At 74.7% G+C, this 24,348-nt stretch carries 25 protein-coding genes and 1 pseudogene; 9 read left to right on the plus strand and 17 right to left on the minus strand.

The features are described from left to right. Positions 1 to 14: 14 nt before the first annotated feature. From ACZ4K2_RS26840 to cds1, 5 genes are all read right to left on the minus strand, one after another. Entirely contained in the window at positions 15 to 617 is a 603-nt protein-coding gene (locus ACZ4K2_RS26840) for a GTP-binding protein (RefSeq protein ID WP_467476149.1), read from the minus strand. Beyond that, entirely contained in the window at positions 592 to 966 is a 375-nt protein-coding gene (locus ACZ4K2_RS26845; protein WP_467476147.1) for a DUF742 domain-containing protein, read from the minus strand. Before ACZ4K2_RS26845 ends, ACZ4K2_RS26840 begins: the two co-directional genes overlap by 26 nt. Next, positions 963 to 1,364 (minus strand): roadblock/LC7 domain-containing protein, encoded by a 402-nt coding sequence (locus ACZ4K2_RS26850; protein ID WP_467476145.1) that lies wholly within the window; start codon positions 1,362 to 1,364, stop codon positions 963 to 965. The genes ACZ4K2_RS26845 and ACZ4K2_RS26850 overlap by 4 nt, the downstream gene beginning before the upstream one ends. Next, entirely contained in the window at positions 1,361 to 2,563 is a 1,203-nt protein-coding gene (locus tag ACZ4K2_RS26855; protein WP_467476143.1) for an ATP-binding protein, read from the minus strand. The genes ACZ4K2_RS26850 and ACZ4K2_RS26855 overlap by 4 nt, the downstream gene beginning before the upstream one ends. 229 nt (positions 2,564 to 2,792) lie before the next feature. Next, on the minus strand, positions 2,793 to 3,917 hold the full coding sequence (gene cds1, locus ACZ4K2_RS26860) for an L-cysteine desulfhydrase Cds1 (RefSeq protein WP_467476140.1): 1,125 nt from the start codon (positions 3,915 to 3,917) through the stop codon (positions 2,793 to 2,795). A gap of 311 nt (positions 3,918 to 4,228) precedes the next feature. Here cds1 and ACZ4K2_RS26865 point away from each other — a divergent pair, with 311 nt between their 5' ends. Further along, positions 4,229 to 4,552 (plus strand): hypothetical protein, encoded by a 324-nt coding sequence (locus ACZ4K2_RS26865; protein WP_467476138.1) that lies wholly within the window; start codon positions 4,229 to 4,231, stop codon positions 4,550 to 4,552. A 207-nt stretch (positions 4,553 to 4,759) separates the two neighbouring features. Further along, a pseudogene (locus tag ACZ4K2_RS26870) lies at positions 4,760 to 5,201 on the plus strand (ATP-binding protein); the annotation flags it as partial. 684 nt (positions 5,202 to 5,885) lie between these two features. Here the strand turns inward: ACZ4K2_RS26870 and ACZ4K2_RS26875 are convergent. Then, positions 5,886 to 6,176 carry an SHOCT domain-containing protein gene (locus ACZ4K2_RS26875; protein ID WP_467476137.1) on the minus strand — a complete coding sequence of 97 codons (291 nt, stop codon included), beginning with the start codon at positions 6,174 to 6,176 and terminating at the stop codon, positions 5,886 to 5,888. A 165-nt stretch (positions 6,177 to 6,341) separates the two neighbouring features. Here ACZ4K2_RS26875 and ACZ4K2_RS26880 point away from each other — a divergent pair, with 165 nt between their 5' ends. After that, positions 6,342 to 6,932, plus strand: coding sequence for a TetR/AcrR family transcriptional regulator (locus tag ACZ4K2_RS26880; RefSeq protein ID WP_467476135.1), 591 nt, complete (start codon positions 6,342 to 6,344; stop codon positions 6,930 to 6,932). A 97-nt stretch (positions 6,933 to 7,029) separates the two neighbouring features. Next, positions 7,030 to 7,608 carry a DUF4865 family protein gene (locus tag ACZ4K2_RS26885; protein WP_467476133.1) on the plus strand — a complete coding sequence of 193 codons (579 nt, stop codon included), beginning with the start codon at positions 7,030 to 7,032 and terminating at the stop codon, positions 7,606 to 7,608. Positions 7,609 to 8,077: 469 nt separating this feature from the next. Here ACZ4K2_RS26885 and ACZ4K2_RS26890 read toward each other — a convergent pair whose 3' ends face one another. Both ACZ4K2_RS26890 and ACZ4K2_RS26895 read right to left on the minus strand, forming a co-directional pair. Then, positions 8,078 to 9,322 carry an ROK family protein gene (locus ACZ4K2_RS26890; protein WP_467476131.1) on the minus strand — a complete coding sequence of 415 codons (1,245 nt, stop codon included), beginning with the start codon at positions 9,320 to 9,322 and terminating at the stop codon, positions 8,078 to 8,080. A 49-nt stretch (positions 9,323 to 9,371) separates the two neighbouring features. After that, on the minus strand, positions 9,372 to 10,022 hold the full coding sequence (locus ACZ4K2_RS26895; RefSeq protein WP_467476129.1) for an alpha-ketoglutarate-dependent dioxygenase AlkB family protein: 651 nt from the start codon (positions 10,020 to 10,022) through the stop codon (positions 9,372 to 9,374). A 67-nt stretch (positions 10,023 to 10,089) separates the two neighbouring features. Here ACZ4K2_RS26895 and ACZ4K2_RS26900 point away from each other — a divergent pair, with 67 nt between their 5' ends. Further along, entirely contained in the window at positions 10,090 to 11,223 is a 1,134-nt protein-coding gene (locus ACZ4K2_RS26900; RefSeq protein ID WP_467476126.1) for a methyltransferase, read from the plus strand. A 38-nt stretch (positions 11,224 to 11,261) separates the two neighbouring features. Here ACZ4K2_RS26900 and ACZ4K2_RS26905 read toward each other — a convergent pair whose 3' ends face one another. The 3 genes from ACZ4K2_RS26905 to ACZ4K2_RS26915 form a co-directional block, all read right to left on the minus strand. After that, on the minus strand, positions 11,262 to 11,648 hold the full coding sequence (locus ACZ4K2_RS26905) for a VOC family protein (protein ID WP_467476125.1): 387 nt from the start codon (positions 11,646 to 11,648) through the stop codon (positions 11,262 to 11,264). Between the two features lie 133 nt (positions 11,649 to 11,781). After that, positions 11,782 to 12,645, minus strand: coding sequence for a class II fructose-bisphosphate aldolase (locus ACZ4K2_RS26910; RefSeq protein WP_467476122.1), 864 nt, complete (start codon positions 12,643 to 12,645; stop codon positions 11,782 to 11,784). Between the two features lie 28 nt (positions 12,646 to 12,673). Further along, positions 12,674 to 13,555 carry an SIS domain-containing protein gene (locus ACZ4K2_RS26915; protein WP_467476120.1) on the minus strand — a complete coding sequence of 294 codons (882 nt, stop codon included), beginning with the start codon at positions 13,553 to 13,555 and terminating at the stop codon, positions 12,674 to 12,676. Between the two features lie 207 nt (positions 13,556 to 13,762). Between ACZ4K2_RS26915 and ACZ4K2_RS26920 the strand changes: the two genes are divergently transcribed. Then, positions 13,763 to 14,542 (plus strand): DeoR/GlpR family DNA-binding transcription regulator, encoded by a 780-nt coding sequence (locus ACZ4K2_RS26920; RefSeq protein WP_467476118.1) that lies wholly within the window; start codon positions 13,763 to 13,765, stop codon positions 14,540 to 14,542. Positions 14,543 to 14,723: 181 nt separating this feature from the next. Here the strand turns inward: ACZ4K2_RS26920 and ACZ4K2_RS26925 are convergent, their stop codons facing one another. After that, positions 14,724 to 15,119, minus strand: a complete 396-nt coding sequence (locus ACZ4K2_RS26925; RefSeq protein WP_467476115.1) for a luciferase domain-containing protein — start codon at positions 15,117 to 15,119, stop codon at positions 14,724 to 14,726. A gap of 413 nt (positions 15,120 to 15,532) precedes the next feature. On the opposite strand from ACZ4K2_RS26925, the gene ACZ4K2_RS26930 reads away from it, so the two are divergent. Beyond that, positions 15,533 to 16,789, plus strand: a complete 1,257-nt coding sequence (locus tag ACZ4K2_RS26930) for an MFS transporter (RefSeq protein WP_467476574.1) — start codon at positions 15,533 to 15,535, stop codon at positions 16,787 to 16,789. 189 nt (positions 16,790 to 16,978) lie between these two features. On the opposite strand, the gene ACZ4K2_RS26935 is transcribed toward ACZ4K2_RS26930, so the two are convergent. From ACZ4K2_RS26935 to ACZ4K2_RS26950, 4 genes are all read right to left on the minus strand, one after another. Further along, positions 16,979 to 17,374: a MarR family winged helix-turn-helix transcriptional regulator gene (locus ACZ4K2_RS26935; RefSeq protein WP_467476113.1), complete on the minus strand. Its 396-nt coding sequence runs from the start codon at positions 17,372 to 17,374 to the stop codon at positions 16,979 to 16,981. A 91-nt stretch (positions 17,375 to 17,465) separates the two neighbouring features. After that, a complete protein-coding gene (locus ACZ4K2_RS26940) occupies positions 17,466 to 18,131 on the minus strand; it encodes a response regulator transcription factor (protein WP_467476111.1) in 666 nt (221 codons plus the stop codon). Further along, complete coding sequence (locus ACZ4K2_RS26945; protein WP_467476109.1) at positions 18,128 to 19,345, minus strand: sensor histidine kinase; 1,218 nt, start codon at positions 19,343 to 19,345, stop codon at positions 18,128 to 18,130. Before ACZ4K2_RS26945 ends, ACZ4K2_RS26940 begins: the two co-directional genes overlap by 4 nt. Positions 19,346 to 19,483: 138 nt before the next feature. Next, complete coding sequence (locus ACZ4K2_RS26950; RefSeq protein WP_467476107.1) at positions 19,484 to 20,752, minus strand: geranylgeranyl reductase family protein; 1,269 nt, start codon at positions 20,750 to 20,752, stop codon at positions 19,484 to 19,486. A 131-nt stretch (positions 20,753 to 20,883) separates the two neighbouring features. Between ACZ4K2_RS26950 and ACZ4K2_RS26955 the strand changes: the two genes are divergently transcribed. Next, positions 20,884 to 22,239, plus strand: coding sequence for a M20/M25/M40 family metallo-hydrolase (locus tag ACZ4K2_RS26955; protein WP_467476105.1), 1,356 nt, complete (start codon positions 20,884 to 20,886; stop codon positions 22,237 to 22,239). Between the two features lie 62 nt (positions 22,240 to 22,301). Continuing rightward, the gene (locus ACZ4K2_RS26960) at positions 22,302 to 22,997 is read left to right on the plus strand and encodes an MBL fold metallo-hydrolase (protein ID WP_467476104.1); all 696 of its coding nucleotides are present in this window, start codon (positions 22,302 to 22,304) and stop codon (positions 22,995 to 22,997) included. A gap of 84 nt (positions 22,998 to 23,081) precedes the next feature. Here ACZ4K2_RS26960 and ACZ4K2_RS26965 read toward each other — a convergent pair whose 3' ends face one another. Next, positions 23,082 to 24,125, minus strand: a complete 1,044-nt coding sequence (locus ACZ4K2_RS26965; RefSeq protein ID WP_467476103.1) for an NUDIX hydrolase — start codon at positions 24,123 to 24,125, stop codon at positions 23,082 to 23,084. Positions 24,126 to 24,348: the final 223 nt, after the last annotated feature.

The following is a 24,348-nucleotide window of genomic DNA, read 5'->3' on the forward strand; positions in this document are numbered from 1 at the left end:
GGCGGACGGGTGTGTCAGGCGGCTCTGGCGAGCAGGTGACGCACGAGCGCGATCAGCGCGAGGGCGGAGGACTGCCGGTCGCGGGCGTCGCAGTAGACGACGGGCGTGTCCGGGAGCAGGTCGAGGGCCTCGCGCACCTCCGCCTCCTCGTACACCTTGTCCCGCTGGAAGCCGTTGACCGCGATCGCGTACTCCAGGCCGTACCGCTCGACGAGGTCGATGACGGGGAAGGTCTCCTCCAGCCGGGCGGGGTCGACGAGGAGGAGTGCCCCCAGCGCGCCGCGGGCCATGTCCTCCCACAGCTGCATGAAGCGCTGCTGCCCGGGGGTGCCGAACAGGTACAGCACGAGGTCGTCGCTGAGCGTCAGCCGGCCGAAGTCCAGGGCCACGGTGGTGGTGGACTTGTCCGTGACCCCCCTGAGGTCGTCCACGTGGAGGGACGCCTGGGTCATCTTCTCCTCGGTGCGCAGCGGGGTGATCTCCGACAGCGAGCCGATCAGCGTGGTCTTGCCCACCGCGAAGTGCCCGACGACGAGGATCTTGGCGGCGTTGGTCACCGCGCTGGAGACGTAGATGGATCCAGGGGCCGTCTCAGCCGATGAGGGATTGGAGTCCATGCAGAACCTTCTCGAGGGTCGCTCTGTCAACGTTCTGAGCCCGGGGCGGCTCGGCGCGGCGCAGGAGGTGTCCCTGCTCGAATAAATCGGTCAGCAGCAGCCGGGCCACCCCCACGGGCAGTCCCACGTGCCCGGCCACTTCGGCGACCGACAGGTAGCCGCCCGCGCACAGGTTCCAGATGGCCGTCACCTCGGGGCCGGCTCCCAGCGGAGTGGTCCGCTCGGGAGCCAGGGTGACCAGGGTGTGCAGCGCCAGGTCGTCCGAGTCCGGCAGGGTGCGCCCGCCGGTGATGACGTAGGAGCGGACGAAGTCGCTGGTGACCGAAGTTTCCTCACCGGGCGTCGTCATGCGCCCGCACCGTTGTCCGAGCGCGGCGCCACGCTCATCGCCTTGCTCAGGGCGGACACGGTCTTCTGCATGCGGAAGGACACCGCCTCCATGTCGACGTCCAGAGCGGCCGAGACGGCGAGGTAGGAGCCCTGGCCGGCGGCGATCAGGAAGATCCAGCCGCCGTCGTACTCCAGCAGGGTCTGCTTCCAGATGCCGTGTCCCGCGCCCACGAATCCGGCGACGGCGCGGCTCAGGGACTGCATCGAGCTCATCGCGGCGGCGTTCGTCTCCGCGTCGTCCCTCCCGATGTCGTCCGAGCGCTGCAGCAGCAGGCCGTCGCCCGAGACCAGGATGGCGTGCCGGGCTCCGCGCACCTCGAGCACGTCGTTCAGCACCCAGGACAGGTCGGTCTTCACTGGTAGTCAGGTCCTTCCGTGGTGTTCGTGGTGCGACCGAGCTGGGTTCCGCGGGCGAAGGCCCCGAGCCGCGACGCCGTCACCTCGCTGCCGGGCTCCGAGGTGTCGTCCTCGCCGGAGGTGTCGAGGGCCGGGACGACCGTGACGGGGCCGTTGCGCCGGCGCCGCTTGGGCAGGCCTCCCTGGGTCGTCCCCACCACGTGCGAGGGGCCCACGACCGGGACCGGCGCCAAGCGCTGCGGCGGGGCCGCCGCGTCGGCGGTGTCCTTGGGCTCGGCCTTGGGGGCGGGCACGTCGGCGGCGAGGAGGCTTTCGGGTACACGGATCACAGCACGCACTCCGCCGTAGGGGGACACGGAGCCGACGGAGACGGCGAAGCCGTAGCGGGCGGCGAGCATGCCGCACACGGCGAAGCCGAACCGCGGCGGATCGCCGAGACCGGTGATGTCGACGGGACCGTCCACGGACAGCAGGGCGGCGGCCCGGTCCTTGGTCTCCTGGTCCATGCCGAGACCTGCGTCGTCCACGATGAAGCACACGCCGGTCGGCACGGCCTGGATGTTGACCTCGACCGGGGTTCCGGGCGCGCTGTAGTTCGTCGCGTTGTCCAGCAGCTCGGCCAGGACGACGGCCACCGGCTCGACGGCCTTGCCGATGAGCGAGACGTTGACCTGCGAGTGGACGCTGACGCGGTGGAAGTCCCGGATCCGGCCCTGGGCGCTGCGCGCGACGTCGTAGACGGTTGCGGCGCCGTCGCGCCTGCCCAGCCAGCCGCCGCACAGCACGGAGATGCCCTTGGCGCGGCGGCCGAACTGGCTGCCGGTGTGGTCGACCGTCATCAGGTCGGCCAGCACATCCGTGGTGTCGCCGTACTTCTTCAGCAGATCGTCGAGGAGGACCTGCTGCTCCTCGGCGAGCGACTGGAGGGTGCCCATGGCGGACTTCAGCACCGCCTTGGTCGCCGCTTCCGCGTCCGCCCGCACGTCGGCGAGGTCACGCTGGTGCTGGGAGGTCAGCGTGGCGATGTGCGAGTGGAGCTGGCCGACATCGCCGCGGGCCTCTCCCAGCCCTGTCTCCAGGTCCTTCCTCGTTCTTCGGAGAGCCATGTTGGTTCTCCGGGCCCGCATCACCGCGATGATCGCGGCGACGAGCACCACCAGCAAGATCCACAGCAGTGGATCCGTGGTCAATGACGTCATGAGACTCTCTTCAAGTCGCATCGCGCCGAGAGTATGAGAGCGCGATGGTGCCTGTGACTGTCCCCCGGACGCGCTTCATGACACGCCATCAGCCCACTGAAAAGTGCGATGATCTTATCAGTCACTTCGACACAACCAGCTTGCCCCATCACCCATTTGGGGCGTCACCGAATCCACACATCCTCGTCACCCTCCCGCCAGGTGCCGGCCTCCCGGCGAAGCGACCGGATCAGTGCGGCCAGACCCCCGTGGCCAGGAAGGATCCGACGGTCGCCGCGTACGGCCCGATGTCCAGGCCCTGTTCCGCGAGCCATGCGTCCGAGTAGTACTTGTCCAGGTACCGGTCCCCCGGGTCGCACAGCAGGGTGACGACGCTGCCGGTACGGCCCTCGGCCACCATCTCGGCGACGATCCTCAGCGCGCTCCACAGCCCGGTGCCCGTGGACCCGCCCGCCCGGCGGCCGATGACTCCTTCCAGCGCCCGCACCGCGGCGACACTGGCGGCGTCCGGCACCTTCATCATCCGGTCGATCGCGCCGGGCACGAAGCTCGGCTCCATGCGCGGCCGGCCGATGCCCTCGATCCGCGAGCCGCAGTCGCAGACGACGTCCGGGTCCCCGGTCGTCCAGCCCTCGAAGAAACAGGAGTTGTCCGGATCGGCCACGCAGATCCGGGTGTCGTACTGCATGTAGTGGACGTAGCGGGCGAGGGTCGCGGAGGTACCGCCGGTGCCCGCCGTCGCCACGATCCAGGCCGGCTCCGGGAACCGCTCCGACCGGAGCTGCCGGAAGATGGATTCGGCGATGTTGTTGTTGCCGCGCCAGTCCGTGGCCCGCTCGGCGTAGGTGAACTGGTCCATGTAGTGGCCGCCGGTCTCCACCGCGAGGCGGGCGGACTCCTCGTACATCCTCCGGGAGTCGTCCACGAAGTGGCACCGGCCGCCGTGGAACTCGATGAGGCGGATCTTCTCGGCGCTGGTCGTGCGCGGCATGACCGCGATGAAGGGGACGCCGATCAGCTTCGCGAAGTACGCCTCGGAGACCGCCGTCGAGCCGCTGGACGCCTCGATGACCGGGCGGTCCGGGCGGATCCAGCCATTGCACAGGCCGTAGAGGAACAGGGAGCGGGCGAGCCGGTGCTTGAGGCTGCCGGTCGGATGGGTGGACTCGTCCTTGAGGTAGAGGTCGATACCCCACCGTTCCGGCAGCGGGAAGAGCAGCAGGTGCGTGTCCGCCGATCGGTTGGCATCGGCCTGAACCTTGCGAACGGCCTCTTTCAGCCAGCCGCGGTAGGCGGGATCGCTGCGGTCGACATCGAGGGTGGCGCCGGTCCTGGTCTGGGGGGTGGTGCTCACGGCGGGGCTCCTTACGCTTGACGCCGGCAGCGCCTGGCGCGGGCCGGCACGTCGAGCATAGGCAGCTTTCACACACCTTCCCACCTGCATAAACGCATCTTTGAGTCACCCAAAGACACCCGGGGGCACAGACGTGCGAGCCGACCGGGGGCGCATGGACGCGAGTGCTCCGGGCGGCCGTCACGGGCGCCCCGCGCGTACTGGTGCTCCTCGCCGCGCCGGGGCAGACTGCACGCGACGGGACGACCCGTCCCGAACGGGGGCGCACACGGAACCACGGACCACGGAACCACCGCGAGGGAGCACGAGACATGGCGGAGCCGGAGTTCACGGCCACAGGCGTGCGGATCGGCAGACGACTTCGTTCACTCACCCGGGCCGGACAGGTCCGGATCAGCGACGGCAGGCTGGAGTTGCTGAACAGCTACGGCAGCGAGATCGACAGCGCGCCGGTGCAGGCGGTGCGCGCCACCCGGCCGTGGTTCGCGCCGGACGACCGGGCGCTGGCCGACGTCAACGGCACCCGGTACCTGCTGACACTGGGCGAGCACGACCCGGCGCCCGGGCTGCCCGGGCCGCCCTCGGCCCGGCGGTTCGTCGAGGCCGTCCGCCGCGCGGCGGGGCGCGGAGGCTGACCGGCCCGGGGACGGCGGCGGGTTGCGGGAGCGCATCCGCTGCGTCACGCTGGTCACACGTCACTCTGGGTTTACCGGCGATAACGCTGCGAACCAGCCCGCCGGCCACGACAGCAGGCGGACGTTTGGACGCAAGCACCCTGCTGGATCCGTTGTTCTCCGTGTTTACTCCGGTTCCTCCGGACCTCACATCGGGGAGTCGCAGCCGTGATCAGTCATCCAAGCAGGCACTGCACGGTGGAGCTCCAAGCCCTGCCGTCGCGGATCGGCCAGGTCCGCAGAATCGTATCTGCGCAGTTGCGCTACTGGCATCTCGACCCGTTGATCGACCGCGCCGCGCTCGGCGTGACGGAGCTGCTGAGCAACGTCCACCGGCACGCGAGGCCCGACAAGTCGTGCACCGTCGAGCTGGAGTTGCTGCCGGACCGGCTCACGGTCTCGGTGCGCGACCACGATCCGCGCCTCCCGGTGCCGGCCGACGCCGCAGGAGCGCCGGAGGCCACACCGCTGGCCACGTGCGGGCGGGGCCTGGCCATGGTCGCCGCCGTCAGCGAGAGCTGGGGGGCGCGGCCGGACGGCGCGGACGGCAAGGTCGTGTGGTTCACGCTGCCGGCCCCGGAGCCGGTCCACAGCCGCCCGGCCAGGCCGCCCCGGTCGGAGGCGGTACGGCCCGCACAGGCGGGGGCGGTACGGTCCGCGCAGACGGAGGCGGTACGGCCGAGGGCCACGCCGGCGTTCGTCACGGCGGGGCCCGCGGCGCCGGAGGGCGTTCCCGCCGGGCCTCCGGTACCGGTGGGGGCCGCCGTTCCGGCCGGGGCGCCGGTCCCGGCGAGGGTCTCGGCCCCGGCACCGATGCCCGCCGCCGCGCGGGGCGCCGCCCCTCCCGGGAGCACCGCCGCCCCGAGGGGGAGCGCCCCTTCCGGGAGGCCCGCACCCGCCGCGGGACCCGCCTCGCCCGCGGCCGGACCACCACCGGTCGCCCGGTCCGCCGTTCCCGGCTGACCGGGCGGGTGGCCGGCCCCGCAACTGCCCGCCCTGGTTCGCGTCGCGGGAGCCCGGCGTTCCGGGGCGAGGGCTCCCCCGCCCCACACGGACCGCCACGGCTGTGGAGTGCCCGGCCGAACCGGGGCGAGTGGTCGGCCGGGCGGGCGCCGGGGCGGTGCGGGCGCGTCCGGACACGGCCCGCCCCGAGCGGGCCGCCACCGCGTCCGGAGAAGTGCTCGCCCGCTGGAGGGCGGCCTGCTCCGGCAACCGCCTGAGGCCGACGCGGTCCGGCACCGCGGGGGCGGGTGAGTCTTCGTCAGCGGCGAACAGGAGCGGCGCCGCCGGGCGGTCATGCCGCACCCCTGCCTCCCGCCCCGCCGAAGTGCTCCTCCAGAACGGATACGCGACGCCAGTACTCGTCCTCGTCGATCTCGCCGGAGGCGAAACGGCGGCCGAGAACGGCGAGCGGGGAGTCGCCCACGGGGCGGCCGGTGTCCAGGGCCCGCCGGGGGCCACCACGCCCACGGCGGGCGGTACGGCGCAGGACCGTGACGGCGCCGGTCACGACCACCGCCCAGATCAGCGGGAGGAACAGGATCCACGGGCCGGGCCCGCCGTCCCAGTTCGCCAGGGTATGCATCTTCGGTCGTCTCCTTCGCCGTTCGGGTTTCCGGATGCTGCGTCGATGCTCCCCCGGCGGGAGCTCCACGGCGTCGTGCGGCCGGCGGCACCGCGCCTACCTCCCCGGGAGTAGGCGGGACAGGAGGGCAGGGGGCGTGCGGTCTGGTGATCTGTAACTACCAGTATGTACAGTGCCCGCATGAGCACCTCGGAACGACTGATCGAGGCCACCCGCGAGCTGCTGTGGGAGCGCGGGTACGTCGGCACCAGCCCCAAGGCGATCCTGGAGCGGGCGGGGGCCGGGCAGGGCAGCATGTACCACCACTTCAAGGGCAAGCCCGATCTCGCCCTGGCCGCCGTCCGGCGCACCGCCGAGGAGTTGCGGGCGGCCGCCGAGGCCGTGCTCGGCGGCCCGGGCACCCCGTACGAGCGCATCGAGGCGTACCTGCTGCGCGAGCGCGACGTGCTGCGCGGCTGCCCGGTCGGCCGGCTGACCATGGACCCGGACGTGATGGCGAGCGAGGAACTGCGCGCGCCGGTCGACGAGACGATCGCCGCCCTGCGCGAGCGGATCGCCGGGATCGTCGAGGAGGGCAAGCGGCAGGGGCAGTTCGCGCCCGGCCTCAGCGGTGAGGACGTCGCCGCCGCCGTCTTCGCGACCGTGCAGGGCGGTTACGTCCTCGCCCGCGCCTCCGGGTCGCCCGCCGCCTTCGACGCCGGGGTGCGCGGGCTGCTCTCCCTGCTCGCCCCGGCCGGCCGCGGCCGGGCGGACTGAGTCACCCGCGCGGTACCCAGCGGGTGCGGGCACGACCGCCGGCCACCGTGCCCGGCCTCGAACGTCACCACGACCGTCACCACGAAAGGAACCGCCGATGCACGCCCTGCAGTACGAGGTGACCCTCCCGGCCGACTACGACATGGACATCATCCGGTCCCGGGTGGCCCGGGTGGGCCGGCTGCTGGACGACTGGGAGGGCCTCGGCCTCAAGGCGTACCTGGTGCGCGAACGCGGGGCGCACGGCTCGCCGGTGAACCAGTACGCGCCGTTCTACCTGTGGAACACGGCCGAGGGCATGAACCGCTTCCTGTGGGGCGGCCCCTTCCAGGGAATCGTCGACGACTTCGGCAGACCCGCGGTGCGGCAGTGGACCGGTCTCGGCCACGCCGAGGGCGGCGGCGGACGGCCCGCGTTCGCGGTGCGGCGGCGCCGGCCCGTGCCGGAGGGCACGGAGCTGGCGTCCCTGATGGAGGACGCGGTGGCCGAGGCGGAGGACCTCGCGGCCGGGGACGGCGCCGTGCTGGCGGCCGCGGCCGTGGACGCGCACCGCTGGGAAATGGTGCACTTCTCCCTCTGGGAGCACGGCGCCCCCGGGGCGGACGGCGATGTCTTCGAGGTGCTGCACCTGTCCGCACCCGGCCGGGACCGGCTCCCGCACGGGCGGCAGTGGTGACCCGCGTCCGCACGGTCCCGGGGCGGTGACCTCGGCGGGCGCGACGTGCACGACCACCGCCGCCATGCCGTCCCGGGCGAGCGGAGCACGGACCGTCCGCACCACCGGACCCGCACCGCCGAACCGCCGGACCGTGCAGCTGCCTGACCGCATCGAGCCGTGCACCACCGGCCCGGACGCCCGTACGGCGGGCCACCACGGCCTCGACGCACTCACCCGCCGGGGCACGGTCGGCCGGGGGCAGGCCCGGTACCCGCCCGGATCCTGCGCACCATGGGCGAGCGCGGTCTTCTCGCGCGCTTCCCCGCCCTGTTGACGGGCCGCGCGAAGGCGTGGTCCTTCCGGTTGGGTCACCGTGGACGGTCCGGGGCGGCGGATCACGGTGACGTACTGACGGCAGCGGACCCCGGTCGGCGCCGGGCGGTGCGCGCCGGCGCCGGTGAAGGGGCCGGCGGTCCGCGGCCGGTGGCTAGCCGCCGGTCAGCGCGGCCAGGGGGTCGTCCAGCACCGGCTGCCAGGCGAGTTCGGCCGCGCCCACCAGGCTGTTGTGGTTCAGGGTGCACGGCAGGATGGGGACGCCGCCGCTCTGGCCCCACAGGCTGCGGTCGGCGACCACCGCGCGCAGCCGGCCCGGGTCGGCCTCCAGCAGGGTGCGGTGCAGACCGCCGAGGATGATGCGGTCCGGGTTGAGGATGTTGACCAGCCCCGCCAGGCCCAGCCCGAGGCGGTCGACGAGCGCCTCGGCGGCGGTGCGGACGGCCGGGTCGTCGTACTGCGTGCGCAGCAGGTCGTCGGCCTGCCGGAGCAGCGACACCTCGGGCCCCGGCTCCCGGCCCGCCTCGACGAGCAGGGCCAGCGGGTCCGCCTCCACGTCCAGGCAGCCGCGGCTGCCGCAGTGGCAGGGGCGGCCCTCCGAGTTCACCGTGAGGTGCCCGACCTCCAGCGCGAGACCCGCACTGCCGGTGTGCAGACGGCCGTCCAGGACGAGCGCGCCGCCCACGCCCCGGTGCCCGGTGGCCACGCAGAGCAGGTCGCGGGCGCCCCGCCCGGCGCCGTGCCGGTGCTCGGCGAGCGCGGCGAGGTTGACGTCGTTGCCGGTGAAGGCGGGCCCCTCGATGCCGGCGGCGCGCACGCACTCGGTGAAGGTCCGCCGGACGGGGGCGCCGACGGGCCAGGCGAGGTGCAGCGGGTTGAGGGCGAGGCCGTCGGGTTCGGCCACCGCGGACGGTACGGCGAGTCCGGCGCCGACGCAGCGCCGCCCGGTCTCGCGGAGCAGTTCGGCGCCCGCCTCGACGACGGAGCCGAGCACCTTGGCCGGGTCGGCGTCGACCGTCTCGCAGCCGGGCGCGGTCGCGACGATCCGGCCGCCGAGGCCGACCAGCGCGGCCCGGAACCCGTCGGCGTGGATCTGCGCGGCGAGAGCCACCGGTCCGTCCTCGGCGACCTCCAGCCGGTGCGAGGGGCGCCCCTGCGAGCCGGCGGCGGAGCCGGGCCGGGCGTCCACCCGGATCAGGCCGAGCGCCGCCAGCTCGGCGGCCACCGCGCCGGCCGTCGCCCGGGTGACACCGAGTTCGGCGGTGAGCACGGCCCGGGTCGGCGCCCGTCCGGTGTGCACCAGCTCCAGCGCGGGCCCGAGCGCGCCGCGCCCCCGGTCCAGCCGCGCCCTCGAGGTGGTCCGCTCCCCCGCCGTCCGGGGTTCCGCCTTGCCGCTCATGAGGGCGAGTCTCCCATGATCCGCACTCGGGACGGCCCCTGCCCGGCGGCTACAGGCCGCTCACCCGCAAGGTGATGTTCAGCCGCCCGTCGAGGCCCAGCCCGCCCGGCGCGGTGCCCGGCCGGACCTTCGGCACGCCGTGGTGGGCGAGCCGGGCCGGGCCGCCGAAGACGAACAGGTCGCCGCTGCGCAGTTCTACGTCGGTGTAGGGCTTCGTGCGCGTCTCGGTGTTCCCGAAGCGGAACACGCAGGTGTCGCCGAGGCTCAGGGAGACCACCGGCGCGTCCGCGTGTTCGTCGCCGTCGCGGTGCATGCCCATGCGGGCGTCGCCGTCGTAGAAGTTGATCAGTGCGATGTCGTACGGCGCGGCCGGTACGGCGGACGGGCCCAGCGCGTCGGCCACCGCGCGCCGGGCCAGCTCGCCGAGCCGGTCCGGGAAGGGCTTCACGGGGCTGCCGTCGCCGTCGACGACGGTGCGGGCGTAGGCGTACGGGTACCAGTGCCAGCCCAGGCAGACCTGGCGGGCGCTCATCGTGCCGCCGCCCGGGGTGCGCACCGCGCGCAGCCCGGCGGGGGGCCGGGCCCACACCCGGCAGGCGGCGAGCAGGGCGCGCTGCTGTCCGGGGTCCAGCCAGTCCGGGACGTGCACGGCGCCCGGCGCGACCTCCGCGCGCTCCCGGGGGAACAGTTCGCCCTCCATGCCCCCATCCTGCCCCACGGCCTCTGATCTGCGGCTCGGCTAGCCTGGACGCACGATGAGCGACCGTATGACGACACCGTGGGGCGAGGTCGAGCTGACCCGCTTCCCCGAGGATCCCCGCGACCCGCTGCGTGCCTGGGACGCCTCCGACGCGTACCTGCTGCGCCACCTCGCCGAGGAGAAGGTGCCGCTCACGGGCACGGTCGTGGTGGTGGGCGACCGCTGGGGGGCGCTGGTCACGGCCCTGGCGGCCCACCGGCCGACGCAGATCACCGACTCCTTCCTCGGTCAGGAGGCGACCCGGGCGAACCTGGCGCGGGCCGGCGTGGAGCCGGGTGCCGTGCGGCTGCTGACCACGCAGGACCCGCCGCCGGAGCGGGTGGACGTGCTGCTGGTGCGGGTGCCCAAGAGCCTGGCGCTGCTGGAGGACCAGCTCCTGCGGCTGGCGCCCGCGGTGCACGCGGGCACGGTCGTGGTCGGCACCGGGATGGTGAAGGAGATCCACACCTCGACCCTGAGACTGTTCGAGCGGATCCTCGGGCCGACCCGGACCTCGCTGGCGCGGCAGAAGGCCCGGCTGATCCTCTGCGCCCCGGACCCGGCGCTGGAGCGGCCCGCGAACCCGTGGCCGCACAGTTACGGCCTCCCGGACGGCGTCGGCGCGGTGTCGGGGCACACGGTGGTCAACCACGCGGGTGTCTTCTGTGCCGAGCGGCTGGACATCGGCACCCGCTTCCTCCTGCGGCACCTGCCCGGACCGGGCGCCGCGCGGGTGGTGGACCTCGGCTGCGGCAACGGCGTGGTCGGCACGGCCGTCGCGCTGGCCGACCCGGCGGCCGAGGTGCTCTTCGTGGACGAGTCGTTCCAGGCGGTGGCGTCGGCGGAGGCGACGTACAAGGCGAACGGGGTGCCGGGGCACCCGGAGTTCCGGGTGGGCGACGGGCTGGCCGGGGTCGCGCCCGGCAGCGTGGACCTGGTCCTGAACAATCCGCCGTTCCACTCGCACCAGGCGACCACGGACGCGACGGCGTGGCGGATGTTCGCCGGGGCGGAGCGCGCCCTGCGGCCGGGCGGCGAGCTGTGGGTGATCGGCAACCGGCACCTCGGGTACCACGTGAAGCTGAAGCGGCTGTTCGGGAACAGCCGGCTGGTGGCGAGCGACCCGAAGTTCGTCGTGCTGAAGGCCGTCAAGAACGGGTAGGGCGGGCCGGGGTCGTCCTCGCCGTCCTGCTCGCCGTCCTACTCGCTGTGCACGAGCTGGATCAGGTTGCCGCAGGTGTCGTCCAGCACGGCGGTGGTGACCGGGCCCATCGCCACCGGCTCCTGGGTGAACCGCACCCCGAGCCCGCGCAGCCGGGCGTACTCGGCCCGCACGTCGTCGACGGCGAAGGAGGTGGCGGGGATGCCGTCCTCGGCCAGCGCCGTCCGGTAGGGGCGCACCGCGGGGTGCCCGGAGGGCTCCAGCAGCAGTTCCGTGCCGCCGGGGTCCTCCGGCGAGACCACGGTCAGCCAGCGGTCCCCGCCCAGCGGGACGTCGTGCTTCTTCACGAAGCCCAGGACGTCGGTGTAGAAGCGCAGCGCCTTCTCCTGGTCGTCGACGAAGACGCTGGACAGGTGGATTCTCATCGGGTGCTCTCCGGTGTGCCGGGCGCCTCGGGACGTCGTTCACCCACCATAGGCAGGCCGCCGCCTGGCCACCAGGCGGGCGCGACGCCGGGCGGGCCGCCCCGGCATGTGCCGGGGCGGGGCGCGGGTCGGGTCAGGTGACGGGGGTGCGGGAGAGGACGCCGATGATCCGGGCCACCTCCTCCGCCATGGCCTCCCGGCCGACGCCGAGGTACTTCCGCGAGTCGACGGCCTCCGGGTGGGCGGCCAGGAACGAACGGATCGCGCCGGTCATCGCGATGTTGAGGGCGGTGCCGACGTTGACCTTGGCGATGCCGCCGCCGACCGCCGCGGCCAGTTGGCCGTCCGGCACGCCGGAGGAGCCGTGCAGCACGAGCGGCACGGTCAGCGCGGCGGACAGCCGGCCGAGCAGCCCGTGGTCCAGCTCGGCGGTGCGGGTGGTCATGGCGTGCGCGCTGCCGATGGCGACGGCGAGGGCGTCGACACCGGTGGCGGCGACGAAGTCCCGGGCCCGGCCGGGGTCGGTGCGGGCGCCGGGGGCGTGCGCGTCGAGCGGGGGCTTGCCGTCCTTCCCCCCTATCTGCCCCAACTCGGCCTCTATCCAGAGCCCTTGGGCGTGCGCCCAGTCGGCCGCGGCCCGGGTGGCGGCGAGGTTGTCGTCGTAGGGCAGACCGGCCGCGTCGAACATGACCGAACCGAACCCGGCCCCGGGCGCCTGGCGCAGCAGGTCGCCGCTCTGCACGTGGTCCAGGTGCAGCGCGACGGGTACGGCGGCCCGTTCGGCGGCGGCGACGGCGGCGCGGGCCAGCGGCAGGAGCCGTCCGTAGCGGAACTTGACGGCGTTCTGGCTGACTTGGAGGACCACGGGCGCACCGGCGAACTCCGCGCCGGCGATGACGGCCTCGATGTGTTCCAGGGTGATGACGTTGAACGCGGCGACGGCGGTGCGGGCTGCGGCGGCCGGGGTGACCAGGTCGCCGGTCGGCACGAGGGGCACGGGGTGTCCTTCCTGTACGGCGACGGGCTCAGGGGGCGAGGATCACCGAACGGGTGAGGTGCCGCGGCCGGTCGGGGTCGAGTCCCCGGGCGGCGGCGACGGCGACGGCCAGCCGCTGGGCGCGCACGAGTTCGGCGAGCGGGTCAAGCTCCCCCTCGATCCACCGTCCGCCGGTGGCGCGGACCTGCGCGGCGAGCCCCTCGGGTGCCGTGCCGATCATCCAGGTGGCCGTGCCCTCGGTGGTGACGCTGATCGGGCCGTGCCGGTACTCCATGGCCGGATACGCCTCGGTCCAGGACAGGGACGCCTCGCGCATCTTCAGGCCGGCCTCGTTGGCGAGCCCGACCGTCCAGCCGCGCCCCAGGAAGGTGAACTGCCCGCACTCCACGAGCCCTTCGGGCAGCGGATCGGCCAGCGCGGTGCGCGCGTCGGCGACGACGGCGTCGGTGTGCAGGCCGAGGTGCGCGCGCAGGAGGGTGAGCGCGGTGGTCGCGAACCGGGTCTGGACGACGGAGCGTTCGTCGGCGAAGTCCAGGACGACGAGGTCGTCGGCGGCCGCCCTGACCGGGGTGGCGGGGTCCGCGGTGATCGCGGTGGCGCGCGTCCGCCCGGCGGACCTGTCCAGCAGTTCCAGCACCTCCGTGGTGGTGCCGGAGCGGGTCAGGGCGACCACCCGGTCGTACGACCGCCCGTAGGGGAACTCGGAGGCGGCGAAGGCGTCCGTCTCACCCTGCCCGGTGCCCTCGCGCAGGGCGGCCACCGCCTGGGCCATGAAGTACGACGTCCCGCACCCGACTACGGCGACCCGCTCCCCCGGCCACGGCAGCGCGTCCCGGACCCGCTCCGCCTGCTCGGCCGCCCGTATCCAGCACTCCGGCTGGCTGTTCAGCTCGTTCTCGACATGGGTCATGCCCACACCCTCCCCTGCTGATTGTTCCTGCAAGATATAGGGAGCTTTCAAGCACAATCAAGCATTCGGTTGCGGTGGAGGTGCGCTAGGGTCGCCGGGAGGCCGCAGGCGGCCGTGCAGGCCGGCCGGTGGCGGCCGGATGGCGGGCCGGAGAACGGCCGCGGCAGCGGACGACGGCCCGCCGGAGGAAGGGAACGGAGGCTGCGGATGTCCCGGGACGCCCGCTGGAAGGCGCTGCTGGAACTGCTCGTGGAGCGCGGCCGGCTGGAGGTGGAGGAGGCGGCCTCCGGGCTGGGGGTGTCCGCGGCGACGATCCGCCGGGACTTCGACCAGCTCGCCGAGCAGCAGATGCTGGTCCGCACCCGGGGCGGGGCGGTCGTGCACGGGGTGTCGTACGAGCTCCCGCTGCGCTACAAGACGGCTCGGCGCGCCTCGGAGAAGCAGCGCATCGCCAAGGCGGTGGCCGAACTGGTCGCCCCCGGCGAGGCGGTGGGGCTGACCGGCGGCACGACCACCACGGAGGTGGCCCGCGCCCTGGCCGTGCGCGGCGACCTCGGCACCGGAACGCCGGCCCTGACCGTCGTCACCAACGCGCTGAACATCGCCAACGAGCTGGCCGTGCGCCCCCAGTTCAAGATCGTGGTGACCGGCGGGGTGGCGCGGGCGCAGTCGTACGAACTCATCGGCCCGCTCGCGGACGGGGTGTTGAGCCAGGTCACGCTGGACGTCACCGTGCTCGGCGTCGTCGGCTTCGACGTCGCGCACGGGGCGGCGGCGCACGACGAGGCGGAGGCCGCCGTGAACCGCCTGCTGTGCGAGCGCGCGGAGCGGGTGGTGGTCGCCGCCGACTCCAGCAAGCTGGGCCGCCGGGCGTTCGCCCGCATCTGCGCGGCCGAACTGGTGGACACGCTGGTGACGGACGCGGCGGTGGAGCCGGAGACGGTACGGCGGTTCGAGGAGGCGGGCGTCCGGGTGCTGGCGGTGTGACGCGGGGCGGGCGGTCCCGGACCGCTCCGCACGCCGCGGGTGGAGCCACCCGGCGCCTTCGCCGCACGATCGCGCCGCAGCGAGACCGGCAGCGGCAGTGGCACGAGGCGTGACGCGTCGGGCCGGGGCGGCCGTCGTACGACCGCGCCGCACCGGGAGGACCGGGCCGGGCCTCGGGAGGTCAGATCCCGCCGAAGTCCGCCTTCACGAAGCCCGCGCCCCGCTGGTCGTTGCAGCCCGCCGACGGCCGGTCGGCCGGATCGGGCCACGCCTGCGGGGCCTGGAGCGCGACGCTCACCAGGGTCAGCAGCAGGTCGACGTCGCTCGCGGCGTCCAGGCGCAGGGTGACCCACTGGGAGCCGGGCACGATCCGGATCGCGCCCGAGCGCTTGAGGTCCTTGGCGAACCGCCGGACGGCCCGGTCGGTGAGTCGCAGATCGACGTCCCGCTCCGAGTGGAAGTGGGCGATCTCGCCCTCGGCGGAACTCATCGCCTGTCCCAGACCGCAGCTCGGGACGGTCTGTCTCAGGTCCGGCCAGGTCGCCAGTTGCGCGAGTGCGCGCGAGGCCAACGTCATGGGCCCATCATGGCGCGCTCACCCGTCCGCAACCAGCTTGTGAGCAAGCATTAACCGTCTCGTATCCGCTCCGCGCCGCGGAACCCGTACATCCGTCCACTCCCCGAACAGGCCCGCGCCCCAACGCCGTTGTCCCGCCGCGTGCCGCGCACCGGGCCGGCACGGCGGATGAGCAGGCACGGACGGGCGGCCCCCCGCGCGCGGCCCACCGCCGGCCGCCGGTGGACCCGCACAGGTGTTCCGCTCGTCACCGGCACGTACGTCCGGTACACCCGTGTTGCCGCCGGTTCCGGCCGCCGGCGCGCGGCGGACGCGGGGTCCGGGAGCGGGCCCGCGATCCCTTGCCCACCCCCCGGCCCGGCCGTACTCTGCACTTTGTGCCGATACTGAACAAAACCCGAACGCACAGCGTCGTGCCGGGCCGGGGCCTGACGGCACTGCGTGCGGCGATCACCGCGTTCTTCGCCCTGGACGGCTTCGTCTTCGCCGGGTGGGTCGTCCGCATCCCCGACATCCAGCACCGGACGCACGCCTCCGCCGGCGCCCTCGGACTCGCGCTGCTCGGCGTCTCCGTGGGGGCCGTGCTGACGATGACGCTGACCGGCCGGCTGTGCCGCCGCTACGGCAGCCATCCGGTGACCGTGGTCTGCATGGTGGTGCTCGCGCTGAGCGTCGCGCTGCCGCCGCTGACCCGCTCCGCGCCGGCGCTGGGAGCGGTCCTGCTGCTGTTCGGCGCGGCCTACGGCGGTGTCAACGTCGCCTTCAACAGCGCGGCCGTCGACCTGGTCGCCGCCCTGCGCAGGCCGGTCATGCCGAGTTTCCACGCGGCCTTCAGCCTGGGCGGGATGGTCGGCGCGGGCCTCGGCGGACTGGTCGCCGGGTCCCTCTCCCCCACCCGCCACCTCCTCGGTCTCACCCTGACCGGGCTGCTCGTCACGGCCGTCGCCGGACGCACCCTGCTGCGGTACGACTCCCCCGCACCACCGGAGCCCGATCCGCCGAAGTCCGCACCACCGGAGCCCGATCCGCCGAAGTCCGCGCCGCCGGGGCCCGTCCAGGAGGAGTCCGCACGGCCGAGGTCCGCCGCGTCGCCGACGGCGGGGCGGGGCGGCGGCGCCGAGCGGCCCGCCGGGCGCGGGCTCGTCGTCGTCTTCGGACTCGTCGCGCTGTGCACGGCCTACGGCGAGGGCGCGATGGCCGACTGGGGCGCGCTCCACCTCCGGCAGGACCTCGCGGCCTCCGCCGGTACCGCGGCGGCCGGGTACGCCTGTTTCGCGCTCGCCATGACCGCCGGGCGGCTGACCGGCTCGGCGCTGCTGGCCCGCCTCGGCCGGGCCCGGACGGTGATCGCCGGCGGCACGGTCGCGGCGGCCGGCATGCTGCTCGGCTCGCTCGCGCCCGCCGTCTGGGCGGCGCTGGCCGGTTTCGCCGTCACCGGGCTCGGCCTCGCCAACCTGTTCCCGGTCGCCGTGGAGCGGGCGGGGGCGCTCGCGGGCCCGTCCGGCGTCGCGGTCGCGTCCACCCTGGGTTACGGCGGCATGCTGCTCGGGCCGCCCGCGATCGGGTTCATGGCGGAGGTGTTCTCCCTGCCCGCCGCGCTCACCAGCGTGGCCGCGCTCGCCGCGGTGGCCGCGGTCATCGGGATGTCGACGCGGCGGGTGCTGGGCTGACGCCGGTCAGCGCGTGCGGGCGGCTCGGCCCCGGCCGGACCGCCACGGGCTCCGAGGCGCGCCGTACGGTCCACCCGGCGGCCGTGCGCGTGCCATGCCGTGGGAACGGACGGCCTTGCCGGAGGGGCCACCCAGGGCCCCCGTCCCCTGCGGTCCCGCGGCGGGGGCGTCCGGGTGCCGTCGGCCGCGTCAGTCCGCGTCGGCGAGCATCCGGGCCAGCACCGCGCGCTGCAGCGGCAGTACCTCGGCGTGCAGCCCGCGCCCCTTCGCGGTGAGCGCCACCCGCACCCCGCGCCGGTCCTCCGCGCACATCGCCCGGTCGACCAGGCCCTCCTTCTCCAGGCGGCCGACGAGCCGGGACAGCGCGCTCTGGCTGAGGTGGATCCGGTCGGAGATCTCCTGCACCCGGTAGCCGCAGCCGTCGTCCGCCGCGCCGTCGGCCAGCAGGTCGAGCACCTCGAAGTCGCTGCCGCACAGACCGTGCCCGTGCAGCGCCCGGTCAAGTTCGCACTGGGTGCGGGCGTGCAGGTCCAGTATTCCCCGCCACCGCTCCACGAGCTCCTGTTCGGCCGTCTTCGCCGCCATGGGCGCACCGTAGCAGAGGCGGCGGTTCTCGCGCGGCGCCGGCACCGGCGCACCGGGCCCGGCGCACCGCCCGCGCCCGCCGGTGCGCCGCTCACCCCAGCCAGCCCGGCCGCACGAGTCCGGACTCGTAGGCCAGCACCACGAGTTGAGCCCGGTCCCGGGCGCCCAGCTTCACCATCGTCCGGCTCACGTGGGTCTTGGCGGTGAGCGGGCTGACCACCAGCCGGCGGGCGATCTCGGCGTTGGACAGACCGATGCCGACCAACGCCATCACCTCCCGCTCGCGCTCGGTCAGCCGGGCCAGGGCGCCGGCCGCCGCGGGTTCCTTGGAGCGGGCGGCGAACTCGGCGATGAGCCGGCGGGTGACCCCCGGCGACAGCAGGGCGTCACCCTCGACCACCGCCCGTACCGCGCGCAGGAGTTCGGCGGGCTCGGTGTCCTTGACCAGGAACCCGGAGGCGCCCGCGCGGATCGCCTCGAAGACGTACTCGTCGAGTTCGAAGGTGGTGAGCACGACCACCTTCACGGCCGCCGAGCCCGGGTCGGAGGTGATGCGCCGGGTCGCGGCCAGGCCGTCGAGCAGCGGCATGCGGATGTCCATGAGGACGACGTCCGGGGTGAGTTCGCGCACCCGGCACAGCGCCTCCTCGCCGTCGGCCGCCTCCCCGGCCACCTCGATGTCCGGCTGCGCGTCGAGCAGCGCCCGGAATCCGGCCCGCACCAGCGACTGGTCGTCCGCCAGCAGGACCCGGGTCACCGGTCCTCCCCGGGGCCCGCCGGCAGGACGGCGAGCACGCGGAAGCCGCCGCCCGGACGCGGGCCCGCCTCGACGGTGCCGCCGAGGGCGGCGGCCCGTTCCCGCATCCCGGCCAGCCCGTTCCCGCTGCCCCCGGCGTCCGTGCCGGTCGCCGGTCCGTCGTCGTCGATCCGGAGCCGCAGGACGCCGTCGCCGTGGCCGAAGCGCACGCGCGCGTGCCGTGAGCCGGAGTGCCGTACGACGTTGGTGAGGGCCTCCTGGAGGATGCGGAAGGCGGCGAGGTCGGCGCCGGGCGGCAGCCGCGGCGGCCGGCCCTCGGTGACGACGGTCAGGCCGGCCGCCGCGGCCTGCTCCACCAGTTCCGGCAGCCGGTCCAGGCCGGGGGCGGGGGCGCGCGGGGCGTCCGGTGCGCGCAGGGCGCCGAGGATCTGGCGCACCTCGCCGAGCGCCTCCTTGCCGGCGGACCTGATGGTGGTGAGCGCGGCCCGCGTCTGTTCGGGATCGCTGTCGAGCAGCGCCAGTCCCATGCCCGCCTGCACGTTGATGACGGAGATGCTGTGCGCGAGGACGTCGTGCAGGTCGCGGGCGATGCGCAGCCGCTCCTCGTCCGCGCGCCGCCGCGCCGCCGCGGCCCGGTCCGCGCGCTCGCGCGCCCACTGCTCGTGCCGTGCGCGGGCCAGCTCGGACAGGGCGGCGATCGCCAGCACCCAGGTGGCGACGACGATCTCCTGTCCCACGCCCGCGGCGCGGTCCCCGGCGGGCGGGAGCCAGCGGTAGAGCCAGAGCGCGACCAGGACGTGGCCGGCCCACAGCGCGCCGACGGCCGTCCAGGCGGCCCGCCGGTGCCCGGCCACGACCGCGCCGGAGCAGGCGACCGCGACGGTGAGGAAGACCGGGCCGTAGGGGAAGCCCAGGGCGAGGTAGGCGAGGACCGCCGCCGCCGTGCCGAGGACGACGGGCACCGGGCGGCGGTGGCGCCACAGCAGCAGGACCGAGGCGGTCAGCAGCAGCAGGCGCGCGGAGCCGTCGAGCGGCACCCGGTCCTGCCGGGCGTGCCCGGCGAAGGTGCTGCCCACCAGCACGACCGCGGTGATCAGGGCGGTGGAGCGCCAGGGCAGGCGGGCGCGGTGCGCCTCGGGGCCGTCCGGGCGGTGCCACCACGGCGGCCCGTACCGCCACCAGTGCGCGGGGCCGCCCGGGTGCTGCTCTTCCATGCGGGCCACGCTAGACGCCGCCGGGCGCGGCGGCGTCGGCCGGCCGGGGTGGGTGCGGGTACTCCCCGGGGAGTACCCGGCTCAGGCGGCCGGCCGGTCGCCGCCGCGCCGGCGGGCCCCCGGGAGCCCGCCGGCCCCTCACGAAGCGGCGGGCTCCTCGGCCGGTTCGTCCCGCTCGGGCTGCTCGGCCGGCACCGCCGCCCCGCGGTCCAGCCGGGCCAGCGCACGCTGGGCGATCGGGTGGGACCGGACCAGCTCGCCCAGCGTGGTCGAGCCCTGCGTAATGTCCCGGAACGCCCGCCATGCCGGGCGGAAGCCGGTCAGCGCCGCGTGGAAGAGGCCCGGGCGCTTCTCGAATACGGCCAGCATCCGCTTGCCGACGCTCATCTCGACGCCCAGCCCGGCCTTGATCGCGAAGGCGTAGTTCAGGGCCTGGCGCCGGGTGTCCACGGCGTCGTGCGCCTCCGCGATGCGGACCGCCCACTCCCCCGCCAGCCGGCCCGAGCGCAGCGCGAAGGAGATGCCCTCGCGCGTCCACGGCTCCAGCAGCCCGGCCGCGTCCCCGCAGACCAGCACCCGGCCCCGGGACAGCGGGGAGTCGTCGGCGCGGCAGCGGGTCAGGTGCCCGGAGGAGACCGCCGGTTCGAAGCCGGCGAGGCCCAGCCGGGCGATGAAGTCCTCCAAGTACCGCTTGGTGGCGGCGCCTTCACCGCGCGCCGAGATCACCCCGACGGTCAGGGTGTCGCCCTTCGGGAACACCCAGCCGTAACTGCCCGGCATCGGGCCCCAGTCGATGAGGACCCGTCCCTTCCAGTCCTCGGCGACCGTCTCCGGCACCGGGATCTCCGCCTCCAGGCCGAGGTCGACCTGGTCGAGCTTCACGCCGACGTGGGCCCCTATCCGGCTGGCGCTGCCGTCGGCACCGACCACCGCGCGGGCCAGCACCGTCTCCCCGCCCTGGAGGACGACGGCGACCGTCCGCCGGTCCGGCACCGCCGAGCCGTGCTGCTCGACCCGCTGCACCGTGACGCCCGTGCGCAGCTCGGCGCCCGCCTTCTGGGCGTGCTCGACCAGTTGCTGGTCGAACTCCGGGCGGTTGATCAGCCCGAACATCATCTGCTTGGAACGGCGGGTGCGGGTGAAGCGCCCGTTGTTGGAGAAGGTGACCGCGTGCACCCGGTCCCGGAAGGGCAACTCGAAGCCGGGTGGCAGCGCGTCGCGCGAGGGACCGATGATGCCGCCGCCGCAGGTCTTGTAGCGGGGCAACTCCGCCTTCTCCAGCAACAGCACGCGCCGTCCCGCAACCGCCGCCGCATAGGCGGCCGAGGCGCCCGCGGGGCCCGCGCCCACCACGACGACGTCCCACACCCGCTGTACGTCGTCCGCCGAAGAATTCTCGCCGCTCACGATGGTCTACCGCTCCGATCAAGCCGCTGCCAAGTGTCCTGTCGCATCCTACGGCGGCCGTCCGCGCGGACCGCTGTGGGAGGATCGGTGTACTCACCGCGTACAACGTCGCACCCACGAGGAGCGTGCCCATGTCGTCGAATCCGGTCGCCGAGACCGTCGCCTCGCTGCTGCCCCGGGCCAGGGCGGAGCTGGCCGAGCTGGTCGCCTTCAAGTCGGTGGCCGACTTCGCGCAGTTCCCGAGGAGCGAGAGCGAGGCCGCCGCGAACTGGATCGCCGACGCGCTGCGCACCGAGGGCTTCACCGACGTGTCGCTGCTCGACACCCCGGACGGCACGCAGTCCGTGTACGGCTACCTGCCGGGCCCGGAGGGTGCCAAAACGGTTCTGCTGTACGCGCACTACGACGTGCAGCCCCCGCTCGACGAGGCCGGCTGGACCAGCCCGCCGTTCGAGCTGACCGAGCGTGACGGCCGCTGGTACGGCCGCGGGGCCGCCGACTGCAAGGGCGGCGTCATCATGCACCTGCTCGCGCTGCGCGCCCTGAAGGCGAACGGCGGCGTCCCCGTGCACGTCAAGGTGATCGCCGAGGGCTCGGAGGAGCAGGGCACGGGCGGCCTGGAGCGGTACGCCGAGGCACACCCGGAGCTGCTGGCCGCGGACACCATCGTGATCGGGGACGCGGGCAACTTCCGCGTCGGCCTGCCCACGGTCACCACCACGCTGCGCGGCATGACCCTGGTCCGGGTGCGGATCGACACGCTCGCCGGCAACCTGCACTCCGGCCAGTTCGGCGGTGCCGCCCCGGACGCGCTGGCCGCGCTGATCCGCGTCATGGACTCGCTGCGCGCCGAGGACGGCTCGACCGCGGTCGACGGACTGGACGCCACCGGCACCTGGGAGGGCCTGGAGTACACCGAGGAGCAGTTCCGCGCGGACGCCAAGGTGCTGGACCAGGTCGGGCTGATCGGCGACGGCTCGGTCGCCGACCGCCTGTGGGCCCGCCCGGCCGTCACCGTCCTCGGCATCGACTGCCCGCCGGTCGTCGGCGCCACCCCGTCCGTGCACTCCAGCGCCCGCGCGCTGATCAGCCTGCGGGTGCCGCCGGGCGTGGACGCCGCCGAGGCGGGCAAGCTGCTCCAGGCGCACCTGGAGGCGCACACCCCGTGGGGCGCCCGGGTCACCACCGAGACGGTCGGCCAGGGCCAGCCCTTCCGCGCGGACGCCACCAGCCCGGCGTACCAGGCGATGGCCGACGCGATGGCGGTCGCCTATCCGGGCGAGACGATGCAGTACGCCGGTGAGGGCGGCTCCATCCCGCTGTGCAACACCCTCGCGGGCCTGTACCCGCGGGCGGAGATCCTGCTCATCGGCCTGAGCGAGCCGGAGGCGCAGATCCACGCTGTCAACGAGAGCGTGTCCCCCGAGGAGTTGGAGCGGCTCTCCGTCGCCGAGGCGCTGTTCCTGCGGAACTACGCGGCGGGCTGAGCCCTTCTGCCCGGAGCAGAGGACCCTCGCCCCCGGGCGGGGGCCCTGCCTACCGTCGGGGCATGGACGTCATCGAACTGCTGCCCCGGCTGCACCTGCTGCGCTTCCCCGTCGGCCAGGCCTACCTCTGGCACGACGACGACGGCTCGACCCTGATCGACGCGGGCCCGGCCGGCTCCGGCCGGGCCATCGCCGACGCGGTCACCGCGCTGGGGCGCGCGCCCCGGGACGTACGGCGCGTCGTCCTGACCCACTTCCACGAGGACCACGCCGGCGGGGCGGGCGAGTTCGCCGCGCTGAGCGGTGCCGAGGTGCTGGCGCACCGGCTGGACGCCCCGTTCGTGCGGGGCGAACGGCCCGGTCCGGCACCGCGGTTGACGGAGTGGGAGCGCCCGCTGCACGCGGCGGCGGTCCGCCTGCTGCCTGGGGGCACACCGCTGCCGCCGCCCGCGGTCACCGAGGTGTCCGACGGGGACGTGCTCGGCTTCGGCGGCGGCGCGCACGTGGTCCACGTCCCGGGGCACACGGACGGCAGCATCGCGCTGCACCTGCCGGCGCGGGGAGTGCTGTTCACCGGCGACACGGTGGCGGCGGCACCGGCCGACGGCACGCCGCTGCCGGGCGTGTTCAACCTGGACCGGCCCCGACTGCTGTCCTCCGTACGCCGCCTGGCGGCCCTCGACGCGGAGATCGCCTGCTTCGGCCACGGCGCCCCCGTGCTCACCGGTGCCTCCGCGGCGCTCCGCGCGCTCGGCTGAGGCCCCGGCCCGGCGCGGGCAACCGGTGGGTGGCAGCTCGTGCCGGCCGGCCCGGGCACGGTACGGACGGCGGCTCCCCGCCCGTCAGCCGACCGGCACCCCGGCCTCCAGGTAGAGGGCCCTGCCCCGCTCGCGTGCGCGGAGCGCCCAGCGCAGTCGCTCGTAGCGGACCGGGGGCAGCATCGAGGCGGCCTCCTGCTCCGTGGCGAATCGCCAGCCGCGCAGCTCGGGGCCCGGCAGGAGCACCTCGGACGCCGCGCCGGCCTCCAGCCGGCCGCCGTCGAAGAGCAGCCGCAGCCCGCCGAAGCCGGGCGGCACGGGCCGCTCCCAGTCCACGACGAGCAGGCGGGGCACCTCCCGCAGCCGTATCCCGGTCTCCTCGGCGACCTCGCGCATCCCGGCGCGGGCCGGCGCCTCGCCCCGTTCCACGACACCGCCGGGGAACTCCCAGCCGGGCTTGTAGGTGGGGTCGACGAGCAGCACCCGGTCGTGCTCGTCGAAGAGCAGCACCCCGGCGGCCAGCGTCTCGGCGGTCGGCTCGGGTGTCTGCACGATGTCGCAGGCGGGCACGGCACCGCCCCCCACGGCGTCGGCGATGCGCAGGGCCGTCTCGTACGGGGTGAGCCCGCTGGTGTCGAGCGGGTGGGCGTCGGCCGTGAGCCAGGCGGCGAGGGCGGTCCGGTAGGGCTCGATGCGGTCGAGGGCCCACTGCCGCGTGCGTATCTCGCCGTCGGGGTCGTCGGGCGGCAGCTCCCGCCCGGCTATCCGCTCACGCAGGATCGTTTCCGCCGGGGCGAGGAGCAGATGGTGCACGGGGATGCGGCGGGCGGCGAGGCCGCCGAACATCTCGTCGCGGTACTCCTGGCGGAGCAGGGTCATGGGCACCACGAGGGTGCCGCCCAGCTCGGCGAGCATCGCGGCGGCGGTGTCGACCACCAGCCGGCGCCAGATCGGCAGGTCCTGGACGTCACCGGTCCCGGCCAGGTGTTTGGGTGGCAGCAGGTGCGTGAGCGCCCCGCCGATGACCTCGGGGTCGAAGAGCGTGCTGTTCGGGATCAGTTCGATCAGTTCGCGTGCGGTGGTGGTCTTCCCCGCGCCGAACGCGCCGTTGATCCAGACGACGGTCACGGACTCCCCCTCTTCTGTTTGGCCCCCGTAGGCCTGCCCGCTCCACCCTGCCACGGAAACCCCCTCCCGTTGAGGGCGCCTGTCCGCGGACACGGCCGTGGCGGGGGCCCCCCCCCGCCGGGGGCCCCGCGCCGCCCCCCCCGGGGGGGGGGCCCCCGGGGCCCCCCCCCCGCCCCCCGGGGGGGGGGGGGGCCGGGCGGGGGGCGGCGGCGGCCCCCCGGCC

Source organism: Streptomyces sp. NPDC025833 (genome assembly GCF_055558055.1).